Raw genomic sequence first — 13,278 nt, 5'->3', positions numbered from 1 at the left:
TTTATTTTTTTATTAGAGTAAGTAGTATTCGAATCATTCTATCATGAATGAAAATCTAAATGAAGAATTATCTGAAATATTTGATAAAATTTAATAAATTAGACAATTTTCTCATTCAACCAGCACTTCATGATAAAAAGTGCCTTCATCTAAGAAGGTAACCTGGCTACTGAGTAAATTAATGAGTTGTTCTTTAAAAACGGCTTTTTGACTTTCCTCTACAAAGAAATGAACGGTTACTTGGTCAGTATAGTCAATAGCTGCAATTGAAAAAGGAGATTGAGCCATTGCATTTTCAACTTTTCCTAAATGGGGATAATCCATAGTTGCTGCGATTTTCACTTTTTTGGTACATTTAACAATACCAACCGTTTCAATTCCATGAACAACAGCTTGACTATAAGCTCTAACAAGTCCACCAGCGCCAAGTTTAATACCACCAAAATAGCGTGTGACCACTACTAATGTATTTTTGAGTTGCTTTTTTTTAAGAATCTCTAACATTGGAACACCAGCTGTTCCAGTTGGCTCGCCATCATCGCTTGCGCGTTGAATCTGATTATTTTCGCCAATGATAAAAGCACTACAGTTGTGAGTTGCTTTCCAATGCTCTTTTTTTATTTGTTGAATCTTTTCTTGCGCTTGTTCAGCTGTTTCAACACGTGCTAAAGTAGCAATAAATGTTGACTTTTTAATGATGGTTTCAGCTTGTCCGTCTTTTTGAATGGTGAAATAGATTGGTAACATATTCTCCCTCTCTCATTATATATATATGAAATAAACTATTTTGTTCAGTTAAAAAATATTATATAATGAAACAGTGACAATAAACAGAAAAAAATGAAAAAAGACTTTCTTCATTTAAAAGAGTAACATCTTTAGATAGATATGATATAATCATTCATACCTTTAAAATGAAAATAATCCTTTATGGAGGGACCAATGTGAAAATAGCAGTATTAACAGATAGTACCGCTTATCTTTCTGAAGAACAATATCAAGATGAAGATCTTTATATGATCCCTTTATCTGTTATTTTAGATAATGAGTCTTACAGGGAAGAAGTGGATATTACAAGCCAAGAATATTTTGAACGTATTCGAGATTTAAAAAAATTACCAACAACAACTCAACCGGCAACTGGTGAAATTGTCACCTTATTTGAAACCTTAGCAAAAGACTATGATGCAGTGATTAGTATTCATTTATCTAGTAAAATTAGTGGCACTTATCAGAATGTGATGACTGCAGCAACGATGGTTGAAGGTATTGAAGTCTTTCCATATGATTCAGGTATTAGTTGTTCAGCTCAGGGCTACTTTGCGCTTGAAGCACTTAGACTCAGTAAAGCAGGAAAAAAACCTGGAGAAATCATCGCTCAGTTTGAGCAATTGCAAAAAACACTAAAAGCTTATTTTGTGGTAGATGACTTACAGCATTTAGTTAGAGGTGGCCGTTTATCCAATGGTGCAGCAATTATTGGTTCTATGTTAAAAATAAAACCCATTCTGCATTTTGACGATAAAGAAATTGTGGTGTTTGAAAAAATTCGTTCATTAAAAAAAGCGTTGAAACGAATTGAAGCATTACTAAATGAAGATGTTGCAAAAGGCTATCCAATTGTGGCAACAATCATCCATGCTAATGTAGAAGAGGATGCGCTAAAGTGGAAGAAGCACTTAGAAAAAGCCTTCCCAAAAATAAGATTTGAATTAAGCTATTTTGGACCAGTAATTGGGACTCACTTAGGAGAGGGCTCATTAGGAATGGCTTGGATTCAAGATACTTTTCCAAAAGAAGACCAAAACTAGAAGCATTTTCTAGTTTTTTTTGTTGCTTAAAATATTCCTTTGCGTATCTTTTTAATAGGAGGGATGTTGATGCAACAAATGTATGGAAGAAGACTCTTACAATCAGAAATGGATCAGCTGATTCACTGCAAAGAATATAATATTTATCCAGGATTTACAAAAACCACAATAGGTGTTTACTGTACACGCTGTGGCAAGCTAAAGAAAAATGACTACTTTAGCCAGCCCTGTCAACACTGCAAAAAGCAATGCTACTATTGTCCGTTCTGTATTCAAATGGGGAAAATAACAGCCTGTAGCATGCTGTACCATTTACCTGAAAAAAACGAATTTCCAACAGCGGTTTTAAACCCACTAACCTGGCAGGGAGAATTATCTAAGCAACAAGCTACTGCCTCAAAAGAAATCTTGCAAGCCATCAAGCAAAATGAAAAGCGCTTAGTCTGGGCAGTTGCTGGAGCAGGAAAAACTGAAATTGTTTTTGAGGGGATTCGTGCAGCCATTCAACAGGGCAAGAGAATATGTTTTGCCTCTCCAAGAGTAGATGTTTGTTTAGAAATAGCTCCTAGATTGGCTGAAGCCTTTACAAATACATCGCAATGCTTACTCTATGGTGGAATGGAAGAAGCTTATCAGTATACACAGCTAGTAGTAGCGACAACCCATCAATTGCTCAGATTTTATGAAGCGTTTGATGTCTTAATTATTGATGAAATAGATGCTTTTCCCTACACCGTAGATGAATGCTTACATTATGGTGCTACTCAAGCGAGCAAAAAAGAGAGCTGTTTGATTTATTTGACAGCTACACCTGATAAGACGCTACAGCGTCAAGTTCATCGTCAAGAAATGAAATGTAGCATTTTACCTAGCCGTTACCACGGTCATCCCTTACCTGTCCCTATTGCTAGATGGATTGGAAATTGGCAGCAAGAATTAGAAAAGGGCAAATTAAATCTGCGTTTACAAAAGCTCATTCAAACAATCATCAATCAAAATCAACCATTACTTATTTTTCTTCCTCATATTAACTATATGAAAAAGCTAGCCAAAATTGTGAAAAGACACTTTCGAACACTCAGTATGGCAACGGTTTATGCTGCAGATCCAGAGCGCAAAGAAAAAGTTCTAGCCATGCGTAAAGGAAAGCTACAGCTTCTTTTTTCAACCACAATTCTTGAAAGAGGGGTTACTTTTACAAATGTTCAAGTTATTGTTTTTGGTGCAGAAGATACAACTTTTACCTCAGCCTCGTTAATCCAAATTGCTGGAAGAGTTGGACGAAAAGCGGATTTTCCAACAGGAGCGGTTATTTTTTTACATAATGGAAAAACGAAAGCCATCAAGCAGTCAATCAAAGAAATTCAAAAAATGAATACTTTGGCTTTAAAACAAGGGTTACTATTATGACAACCTGTCTTTGGTGTCAGCAGCCAATGATTCATGTCCTTGATCTTAAATGGTTTTTTTCTTTAAAACCAATTGCTCCTTATTTAGTTTGTGCAACTTGTCAAAAGCAAGTCAGCAAGCTTTCGGAAGTAACCTGCTGTAGTGGTTGTGGTCAAGCAGCAAGCAGTACTGCGTTATGTAAAGAGTGCCAAGTTTGGCAAGAAAAGTATCCACATCATTTTTTAAGTCATCAAGCATTGTATCAATATAATGATTTTTTTAAAGAATGGATGAAACAATATAAATTTCAAGGAATCTTTCATTTAAGGATGATGTTCGCTGAGGACTTAAGAAAACAGTTAAAAAAATACCATCATTATACCATTGTACCCATTCCAATTTCAGAAGAAAGATTACAAGAGCGAGGCTATAATCAAGTGAGTGCCTTACTTGATGCCGCAAAAATGCCTTACACACCCCTTTTAAAAAAAGAAGTGCATAGTGAAAGGCAATCTAGTAAAAGTAAAAAGCAACGCTTAGAGACACAACAACCTTTTTGTGTCAGACAAGAATTAGTTCAACAGATTGAAGGGCAAGCCATTTTAATTGTGGATGATATTTATACAACAGGCAGTACACTACGTCATGCTTATCAATGCTTGGATGAATTAGGTGTGAAAGTTATTAAAACATTGACCCTTGCAAGGTAAAGGGAATGTAAAGAATTATTTAAATGCAGTAATAACATTTGTCAATTAAAGCGCTATCCTATATAATTGAGTTAAGGATAATAGTAAGAGAGTGGTCCTCTTATTATTTGACCCTAATCATATTGATTAGGATGAAGGGAGAGGTTTTTATGCTTAAGTTTAACATCCGTGGTGAAAACATTGAGGTAACAGATGCCATTCGTAATTATGTGGAGAAGAAAGTTTCAAAATTAGAACGTTACTTTACAAATACACCAGAAGCTACAGCTCATGTAAATTTAAAAGTTTATTCAGATAAAACCGCTAAAGTTGAAGTGACAATTCCACTTCCATACTTGGTTTTACGTGCGGAGGAAACAAGTCCAGACATGTATGCAAGTATTGATTTGATTGTAGATAAATTAGAAAGACAAATCCGCAAGTATAAAACAAAAATCAATCGTAAATCTCGCGAAAAAACAGCTAAAGGTTTAGAGTTTTTCGTTTCTGAAACACAAGGTGTTACAGAAGATAATGGCGTTGATTTAGATATTGTACGTACAAAACGCTTGTCTTTAAAACCAATGGATAGCGAAGAAGCTGTACTTCAAATGGATATGCTAGGCCATAACTTCTTTATTTTTGAAGATGCTGAAACAAATGGAACAAGTATTGTTTACCGTCGTAAAGATGGCAAATATGGCTTGATTGAGACTGATTAATAAAATAAAAAAAGAGGCTGCTCCTAGAGCAGCTTCTTTTTTTTCTGAAAATGTTTGAACAACCTTCTGAAGAAAAAATGTGATAAAATGTCTAAAGATTGAACATTTTGTAAAATTCCAAGTTTTTTATGCTAAAAAATGTTTCTTTTAGCAGTAAGTAATGATAAAATTGTGTAGATAGGCTTAAGCTAGGTTTATTCTAACTACTAAGCAATAATGAATTGAAAAAAATATTCGTAAAAGAGATTACTTTAAAGAGGAGAAAAATAAATGGCAAATTTTTTAAGAAAATTAGTTGAAAATGATCGTAAAGAATTAAAGAGACTTGATAAGATTGCAAATCAAGTTGAAAGCTTTGCAAGTGAAATGGAAGCTTTGACTGATGAAGCACTTCAAGCAAAAACAGAGGAATTTAAAACACGCTATCAAAATGGTGAAACATTAGATCAACTTTTACCAGAAGCTTTTGCAGTTGTTAGAGAAGCTTCAAAACGTGTGTTGGGTCTATATCCATATCATGTCCAATTAATGGGTGGGGTTGTTCTGCATGACGGGAATATTCCAGAAATGAAGACAGGTGAAGGGAAAACCTTAACAGCAACCATGCCTGTATACTTAAATGCAATCGCTGGTGAAGGCGTACATGTCGTAACCGTTAATGAATATTTAGCTAGTCGTGATGCCACTGAGATGGGTGTACTATACAACTTCTTAGGGCTATCTGTTGGTTTAAACTTAAACTCAATGGGACCAGAAGAAAAACGTGAAGCCTATGCTTCAGATATTACTTATAGCACAAATAATGAGCTTGGATTTGATTATTTAAGAGATAACATGGTGGTTTATAAAGAGCAGATGGTACAACGCCCATTAAACTATGCAATCGTCGATGAAGTCGATTCTATTTTGATTGATGAAGCAAGAACACCATTAATTATTTCTGGGCAAGCAGAAAAATCAGCTGAGCTATATACAAGAGCAGATTTCTTTGTGAAAAGCTTAAAAGCAGAAGAGGACTATTTAATTGATGTTCCTTCTAAAACAATTGCTTTAACAGAAGAAGGAATTTCTAAAGCTGAAAAAGTCTTTAAAATTGAAAACTTATATGATTTATCACATGTTGCATTAACGCATCATATTGATCAATCATTACGTGCCAACTATATTATGATTCGTGATGTTGACTATGTTGTACAAGAAGGCGAAGTCTTAATTGTTGACCAATTTACTGGTCGTATTATGTCAGGACGTCGTTATTCAGATGGCTTGCATCAAGCGATTGAAGCGAAAGAAATGGTAGACATTGAAAATGAATCAAAAACAATGGCAACTATTACTTTCCAAAACTTCTTCCGTATGTATAAAAAATTATCAGGGATGACAGGTACTGCGAAAACAGAACAAGAAGAATTTAGAGAAATCTATAATATTCAAGTTGTGGAAATTCCTACCAATAAACCAATTATTCGTGATGATAAAGCTGATTTATTATATCCTACAATTGAAAGTAAATTTAGAGCAGTTGCTGAGGATGTCGCTGAAAGACATCATAATGGACAGCCTGTTTTAGTGGGGACAGTTGCAGTTGAAACATCAGAATTAATGGCTTCCTTATTAACTCAAAAAGGGATTCCACATCAAGTATTAAATGCTAAAAATCACTTTAAAGAAGCAGAAATTATTAAGCATGCTGGTGAAAGCGGCGCAGTTACTATTGCGACGAATATGGCTGGTCGTGGGACAGATATTAAGCTTGGCGAAGGTGTGATTGAAGCAGGTGGTTTAGCTGTTATCGGGACAGAAAGACATGAATCAAGACGTATTGATAACCAATTACGTGGACGTTCAGGTCGTCAAGGAGATCCAGGTGTCACACAATTCTATCTATCATTAGAAGATGAATTAATGCGTCGTTTTGGTTCAGAAAGAATCCAAGCAATGCTAGAACGCTTTAAATTAGCTGAAGAAGATGCGATTATTCAAAGTAAAATGATTTCAAAACAGGTTGAATCTGCGCAAAAACGTGTAGAAGGAAATAACTATGATACACGTAAAAATATTTTAGAATATGATGATGTCATGCGTGAACAACGTGAAATTATGTATGGCCAACGCTTAGAAATCATTATGGCTGAAGGTAGCTTAAAAAATGTGACATTACCAATGATTGAACGTACGATTACACGTGTTGTAGAAGAAAATACACAACAACCAACAACCTCAGAATGGAATCTAGCAGGTATTGTTGACTTTGCGAAAGCAGCATTAGTCCATGAAGATACTATTTCTGCCTTAGATTTAGAAGGTAAGACAGCTGAAGAAATGGTTGCTTACTTGATGACAAGAGCAGAAGAAGTTTACCAAAATAAAGAAGAAGCATTGAATGGCTCTGAACAAGTATTAGAATTTGAAAAAGTTGTTATTCTACGAGTGGTTGATAGCAAGTGGACAGATCATATTGATACAATGGATCATTTAAGACAAGGAATTGGTCTACGCGCTTATGCACAAAACAACCCATTAGTTGAGTATCAAGCAGAAGGCTTTAAACTATTTGATGAAATGATTGCAGCGATTGATTATGATGTTACAAGAACATTAATGAAAGCTGAAATCAGACAAAACTTAGAACGTGAACAAGTAGCAAAAGGAAATCCAGTGAACCCAATTGAAGGGGATGAGCCGGTAGCTGCTGCTAAAAAGCCTAAGAAACATGAACCAAAAATTGGCAGAAATGATCCATGTCCATGTGGTAGTGGAAAGAAATATAAAAACTGTCACGGCAAAGAAGCATAAACAAATAGTGGACACGGATTGGTGAAATCAACCAATACGTGTCCTTTTCAAAGGAGAAAATAGATGGAACTAAGCGAAATTAAAAATCAGTTAACACAAGCAGCAGAAAAAATTCAGACTTTCAGGGGGTCTCTTTGACTTAGAACAAATGGAAAGTAATATTGCTGAATTTGATGAAATCATGAGCGAACCAGGTTTTTGGGATGATAGTGAAAAAGCGCAAGGCTTGATTAATCAAGCCAATATTGTCAAAGAAAAATACAATCAATTTATGGCTTTAGCCAATCAGCAAGAAGAATTAGAAATGATGTTGGAGATGATTCGTGAGGAGCCAGATGCTGAATTACAAGCAGAATTAGCTGATGCAACTCAGGCACATAGCGATACTTTGGCGTTATTTGAATTAGATATGCTGTTAGATGATCCTTATGATAAAAACAATGCAATCATTGAATTACATCCAGGAGCAGGCGGTACTGAATCACAGGACTGGGGGAGTATGTTATTACGCATGTATATGCGTTGGGCAGAGCAAAATGGCTTTAAGGTTGAAACCTTAGATTACCAAAGTGGTGATGAAGCTGGTATTAAAAGCGTAACCTTACGGATTAAGGGGCATAATGCTTATGGTTATTTGAAATCGGAAAAAGGCGTGCATCGTCTTGTGAGAATTTCACCATTTGATTCTGCTGGGAGAAGACACACTTCTTTTGTATCTGTTGATGTGATTCCAGAAATTGATGATACCATTTCTATTGATATCAATCCTGATGATTTGAAAATTGATACTTATCGTGCCAGTGGAGCCGGTGGACAGCATATTAATAAAACAGATTCAGCGATTCGTATTACACATATTCCAACGGGGATAGTTGTCGCGAGTCAAGAACAACGGTCACAATTTAAAAATAAAGATCAAGCGATGGGGATGTTGAAATCTAAGCTGCATCAATTAGAAGTAGAAGAAAAAGAAAAAGAATTAGCCGAAATAAGAGGCGAGCAAAAGGAAATTGGTTGGGGCTCGCAAATTCGTTCTTATGTTTTCCATCCGTATTCAATGGTAAAGGATCATCGTACAAATTATGAAACAGGTAACGTTCAAGGTGTGATGGATGGTGATTTAAGTCCGTTTATTGATGCTTATTTAAAGAGTCGTTTGTCTTAATATGACTGGACTGTAACAATGTAGAGCCACTAAATCCCAAAATAAACCACAATATCAAACCCAAGTGGGGATGATTTGTGGTTTATTTTGTTTTTTAAGGATAAATTATCCATAATATCAAAAAAAGCAGATAATAAAATCTAAAGTTACAAAGAAGACGAATATTGAAACATATTTGTAATGAAAAGATACAATTATTAATAGAATAAAATGCTATAATGAGTGAGTGCCTCAATTGAATAAAGTTTTTTTAACACACTAATAAAGAATTTTAATAAAAACACCTGAGGATAATAGCAAAAAACTAGAAAAGTAAGGTGATTAACTGAAATGATAGAAATGCTGAATGTTTATAAGAAATACCCAAATGGCATTACTGCCGCAAATGGGTTGTCTGTACGCATCGAACAAGGTGAATTTGTATATGTTGTTGGTCCCAGTGGAGCTGGTAAATCAACTTTTATAAAAATGATATATAGAGAAGAACGTGCCTCAAAAGGTACCATTAAAGTTGGCGATTTTGATTTAATCACAATGCGTGATAAGCAAGTCCCTTACTTAAGACGACATGTTGGTGTCGTTTTCCAAGACTATAAATTACTTCCACGTTTAACCGTCTATGAAAATATTGCTTATGCAATGGAAGTAGTCGAAAAAAATCCAAGAATGATTAAAAAACGTGTCTTAGAAGTTCTTGATTTAGTTGGATTGAAACATAAAGTTAGAATGTTTCCAACTGAGCTATCAGGAGGAGAGCAACAACGTATTTCAATTGCACGTGCAATTGTTAATATGCCACGTGTTCTAATTGCTGATGAGCCTACAGGAAACTTAGACCCAGATACTTCTTGGGAAATTATGAATATCTTAGATGAAATCAATCGACAAGGTACAACTATTGTAATGGCAACACATAATAGTCAAATTGTGAATGTGATGAAGCATCGTGTACTAGCTGTAGAAAACGGCCGGATCGTCCGAGATGAATTAGGGGGGGATTACGGTTATGAAGGCTAGAACAATGAAACGCCATCTACTTGATAGTTTTAAAAGCATGAAGCGTAATGGTTGGATGACATTAGCTGCAGTCAGTGCAGTAACAGTAACCTTACTTTTAGTAGGGATTTTCCTAACCTTATTACTTAATATGAATAAACTTGCAACAGATGTTGAAAAAGATGTTCGAGTAAATGTTTATATTGAAAAGGTAGCAACAGAAGATCAGAAGAAAGCATTAAAAAAAGTGTTAGAGCAAATGGATGAAGTAGACCATGTGGAACTTAAAACAAGAGATGAAGAGTTAGATGATTTAGTTGGAAGCTATGGATCAAACTTCTCAATGTTCCAAGGGGATGACAATCCTTTATATGATAAATACGTTGTCAGTGCCAAAGAACCTACTGATACAGCTAAAATTGCAAAAGAAGCTGAAGATCTTGAAAATGTAACAGATGTCAGTTATGGTAAATTGACTGTTGATAAGCTATTTAAAACATTAAATACAGTTCGAAATATTGGACTTGTGATTACCATTGCGTTATTATTACTAGCAATGTTCCTAATCTCTAATACGATTAGAATTACCATTCTTTCAAGAAGTACAGAAATTGAGATTATGAAGTTGGTGGGGGCAACAAACGGATTTATCAGATGGCCTTTCTTATTAGAAGGTGCTTGGATAGGTATGTTTGGAGCATTAATACCCATTGCGATTTTAACGGGCGTTTACTTGCCGATTTATAGTAAATTTAATTCAGCATTAACAACCGCTTCATTTAGTCTGTTATCTCCTTCACCGTTCTTATATCAAATTGGTGGTGTCATGTTAGCCATTGGAATGATTATCGGTGCACTAGGATCTATACTATCAATGAGAAGATTCTTGAAAAATTAAAAAAGACGTAAAAACAAGATAAATAAAAATTTGGAGGATGAACACGTGAATAAAAAATTTCTTACACTAGCAGTTATTGGAACAATGGGATTAAGCGCATTAGTAGGACCAGTTACTGCATTTGCAGATGAAATCGACACGAAAATTCAACAACAAGATGAGAAGTTAAATGAATTAAACAATCAAAAAGAAGGTGCTAAAGGTGAATTAGCTAAAGTTGTAGATAGCATCACTGAAGCTGAAACAAAAGTAAATGACTTATTAACTGAGATGGAAACGACTCAAAAAGATCTTGAAAAATTAAGTCGTGAAGTTGAAGTATTAAATGATAATATTGCAAAACGCGAAGAACAATTACAAAAACAAGCACGTGCCATTCAAGTAAATGGTAATACACAAAGCTATTTAGATTTCGTTCTTTCATCTGATTCAATTGGTGAAGCTTTGGGTAGAATGGATGCAGTTTCAAAACTTGTATCAGCTAACCAAGATATGGTAGCTAAACAAAAAGAAGATAAAGAAGCTGTAGAAGTTAAAAAAGAACAAGTAGCTGAAAAATCAGCTGCTCAAGAAAAATTATTTGCTGACTATCAAGCAAATAAAGCAGAGCTAGACAAACAAAAATTAGAAAAAGAAGCCGTAGTAGCACAAATTGCAGCTGATGAAGCAACTGTTCAAAGTGATAAAGATAAATTCTTAGCACAAAAACAAGCAGCTAAAGATAAAGCAGCAGCAGTAGCACAAGAAGCTAAAGCAAGAGAAGCAGCAGCAAATACACCAGTAGTAGCACCAATTTCAACAAACGAAGAAGCAGGAGCACCTGCTGATAATGGTGGCGGCGTAGCTGCACCTCCTGTAGTAGGTGGCGGTGGTGCCAATGTTGGTAATGTTGGTAACCGTTATGCTTGGGGATACTGCACATGGTATGTATATGAAAGACGTGCACAATCTGGAAATCCTGTTGGAAGCTTCTGGGGAAATGCAAATCAATGGGCAGCAGCGGCAAGCGCAGCAGGCGTACCAGTTGGTGGCACACCAGCTGTTGGCGCAGTTTTACAAACAGGTGCTGGTGGTTTTGGTCACGTAGCATATGTTGAAGAAGTAAGAGGAAACGGCGACATTCTAATCAGTGAAATGAATTTCAATGGTGGAATTGGTGTCGTGAATAACCGTGTGATTCCTGCTGGTCAAGTAGGTAGCTACACTTATATTTACTAATATCAACTAAAATCCAAAAGGGAAACCTTTTGGATTTTTTTATTTCATGCAGAAAAAAACAGGAATTCCTTTTGATTCTGTGCAACATATGCTATCTTTAATATAGCGAATCAGGAGGACAAAATCGAATGAATGTATTTGGAATAATCGTAGTCATTATTTTACTTGGTAATATGGCGCTTTCGTTTGCCATTGTGTTTTTAGAAAGAAAAGATACCGCCTCAAGTTGGGCATGGATATTTGTCTTGAATTTTTTACCAGTAGTAGGATTCATGCTATACATGTTATTAGGAAGAGGCCTATCAAAAGAAAAAATATTTGATTTAAAAATTCAAGAAAAATTAGCATTAAAAATGGAGTTAGAAGACCAAATTCAAATGCTAGAAGATGAAACATTTCCGCTTCCAAATATGAGCTCAGTAGACGTGGAACAGCTGATTTACATGAATACAGTCTATGATCAAAGCTTATATCTAGAAAATAATGAAGTAGAAATTTTTACAGATGGTCATGAAAAATTTGATCAACTATTAGCTGATATTAGACAAGCTAAAAAACATGTTCATTTACAATATTATATTTATCGACCAGACCATTTAGGGAAAACAGTAAGGGATTTACTAATTGAGAAAGCAGAAGAAGGGGTTCAAGTAAGACTGATTTATGATTGTATGGGTTCTTCTACCTTACCTAAAAAATTCTTTAACAAATTAAGAGAAGCTGGTGGGGAAGTGATTGCCTTTTTTCCTGCGATTATTCCCTTTATTAATTTACGTGCTAACTATCGAAATCACAGAAAGCTAGCCATTATTGATGGTGAAATTAGTTATATTGGTGGCTTTAATATTGGCGATGAATATTTAGGATTAGATAAAAAATATGGTTATTGGCGTGATACACATTTTAGAATCACAGGCGATGGCACTTATGGATTGCAGAACCGTTTCTTGATGGATTGGAACTCTCACGCAACCAATAAAGTCGTCTATAAAAAAGAGTATTTCCCAACGATTCCAGCTCGTGGAAATGTACCCATGCAAATGATTAGTTCAGGACCAGATTCAACCCATGAGCAAATTAAACATGTCTATTTAAAAATGATCAATATTGCCAAAAAAGAAATATTAATTCAAACACCCTATTATATCCCAGATACTTCTTTGCATGATGCATTAAAACTAGCCTTATTATCAGGCATTAAAGTGCATCTACAAATTCCTAATAAACCTGATCATATGTTAGTTTATTGGGCAACCTATTCTTATGCAGCTGAGTTAGTTGCTTTAGGCGCTATTGTAGAGACTTATGAGAATGGTTTCATGCATGCCAAAACAATGGTCATTGATGGAGAAGTAGCATCTGTAGGATCTGCGAATATTGATATTCGATCATTTAGATTGAATTTTGAAGGAAATGTAATTGTTTATGATAAAGAGTTGGCCAGTCAATTAAGAACAGCTTTCTTTTTAGATAGCCAAAAATCATTACAGTTAACACCTGAAAGATATCAAAAGCGTGGGAAAATTATAAAAATTAAAGAAGCACTCGCTCGATTAGTTGCCCCAATATTATAGCAATTAGTTTAAAACAGAAA

The 13,278-nt window shown here is 35.1% G+C and carries 11 protein-coding genes; 10 read left to right on the top strand and 1 reads right to left on the bottom strand.

The genetic code is table 11. The features are described 5' to 3' along the window. Positions 1–111: 111 nt before the first annotated feature. Complete coding sequence (locus BMW29_RS02710; protein WP_092650054.1) at positions 112–747, bottom strand: YigZ family protein; 636 nt, start codon at positions 745–747, stop codon at positions 112–114. A 197-nt stretch (positions 748–944) separates the two neighbouring features. Between BMW29_RS02710 and BMW29_RS02705 the strand changes: the two genes are divergently transcribed. From BMW29_RS02705 to cls, 10 genes are all read left to right on the top strand, one after another. Further along, a complete protein-coding gene (locus tag BMW29_RS02705; protein WP_092650052.1) occupies positions 945–1,811 on the top strand; it encodes a DegV family protein in 867 nt (288 codons plus the stop codon). Positions 1,812–1,880: 69 nt separating this feature from the next. Beyond that, positions 1,881–3,221 (top strand): ATP-dependent helicase ComFA, encoded by a 1,341-nt coding sequence (locus BMW29_RS02700; RefSeq protein ID WP_092650050.1) that lies wholly within the window; start codon positions 1,881–1,883, stop codon positions 3,219–3,221. Further along, positions 3,218–3,910, top strand: a complete 693-nt coding sequence (locus tag BMW29_RS02695; protein WP_092650048.1) for a ComF family protein — start codon at positions 3,218–3,220, stop codon at positions 3,908–3,910. The genes BMW29_RS02700 and BMW29_RS02695 overlap by 4 nt, the downstream gene beginning before the upstream one ends. Positions 3,911–4,059: 149 nt before the next feature. Continuing rightward, positions 4,060–4,611 carry a ribosome hibernation-promoting factor, HPF/YfiA family gene (gene hpf / locus BMW29_RS02690; RefSeq protein ID WP_092650046.1) on the top strand — a complete coding sequence of 184 codons (552 nt, stop codon included), beginning with the start codon at positions 4,060–4,062 and terminating at the stop codon, positions 4,609–4,611. A 270-nt stretch (positions 4,612–4,881) separates the two neighbouring features. Beyond that, positions 4,882–7,407 (top strand): preprotein translocase subunit SecA, encoded by a 2,526-nt coding sequence (gene secA, locus BMW29_RS02685; protein ID WP_092650044.1) that lies wholly within the window; start codon positions 4,882–4,884, stop codon positions 7,405–7,407. A gap of 63 nt (positions 7,408–7,470) precedes the next feature. Further along, positions 7,471–8,572 (top strand): peptide chain release factor 2 gene (prfB, locus tag BMW29_RS02680; RefSeq protein ID WP_143047326.1). Its coding sequence is split into 2 segments (ribosomal slippage): positions 7,471–7,542 and positions 7,544–8,572, totalling 1,101 coding nucleotides; the frame shifts between segments, so codons are not numbered across the junction. A gap of 330 nt (positions 8,573–8,902) precedes the next feature. Continuing rightward, positions 8,903–9,589: a cell division ATP-binding protein FtsE gene (ftsE, locus tag BMW29_RS02675; RefSeq protein WP_092650040.1), complete on the top strand. Its 687-nt coding sequence runs from the start codon at positions 8,903–8,905 to the stop codon at positions 9,587–9,589. Further along, the gene (gene ftsX, locus BMW29_RS02670; RefSeq protein ID WP_092650038.1) at positions 9,579–10,466 is read left to right on the top strand and encodes a permease-like cell division protein FtsX; all 888 of its coding nucleotides are present in this window, start codon (positions 9,579–9,581) and stop codon (positions 10,464–10,466) included. Before ftsE ends, ftsX begins: the two co-directional genes overlap by 11 nt. 45 nt (positions 10,467–10,511) lie before the next feature. Further along, positions 10,512–11,684 (top strand): CHAP domain-containing protein, encoded by a 1,173-nt coding sequence (locus tag BMW29_RS02665; RefSeq protein ID WP_092650036.1) that lies wholly within the window; start codon positions 10,512–10,514, stop codon positions 11,682–11,684. A gap of 128 nt (positions 11,685–11,812) precedes the next feature. Next, on the top strand, positions 11,813–13,258 hold the full coding sequence (gene cls / locus BMW29_RS02660; RefSeq protein ID WP_092650034.1) for a cardiolipin synthase: 1,446 nt from the start codon (positions 11,813–11,815) through the stop codon (positions 13,256–13,258). The last annotated feature ends 20 nt before the right edge of the window (positions 13,259–13,278 follow it).

It is taken from the genome of Isobaculum melis (genome assembly GCF_900111355.1).
Lineage (GTDB): Bacteria > Bacillota > Bacilli > Lactobacillales > Carnobacteriaceae > Isobaculum > Isobaculum melis.
Note: the sequence above shows the minus strand (reverse complement) of the source record. Positions and strands in the feature narration are given on the sequence as shown.

Bases quoted from the DNA above. Each gene is read 5' to 3' on its own strand.
- hpf (WP_092650046.1), top strand. From the start codon at position 4,060: ATGCTTAAGTTTAACATCCGTGGTGAAAACATTGAGGTAACAGATGCC.
- ftsX (WP_092650038.1), top strand. From the start codon at position 9,579: ATGAAGGCTAGAACAATGAAACGCCATCTACTTGATAGTTTTAAAAGC.
- cls (WP_092650034.1), top strand. From the start codon at position 11,813: ATGAATGTATTTGGAATAATCGTAGTCATTATTTTACTTGGTAATATG.
- BMW29_RS02695 (WP_092650048.1), top strand. From the start codon at position 3,218: ATGACAACCTGTCTTTGGTGTCAGCAGCCAATGATTCATGTCCTTGAT.
- BMW29_RS02700 (WP_092650050.1), top strand. From the start codon at position 1,881: ATGCAACAAATGTATGGAAGAAGACTCTTACAATCAGAAATGGATCAG.
- ftsE (WP_092650040.1), top strand. From the start codon at position 8,903: ATGATAGAAATGCTGAATGTTTATAAGAAATACCCAAATGGCATTACT.
- BMW29_RS02710 (WP_092650054.1), bottom strand. From the start codon at position 747: ATGTTACCAATCTATTTCACCATTCAAAAAGACGGACAAGCTGAAACC.
- secA (WP_092650044.1), top strand. From the start codon at position 4,882: ATGGCAAATTTTTTAAGAAAATTAGTTGAAAATGATCGTAAAGAATTA.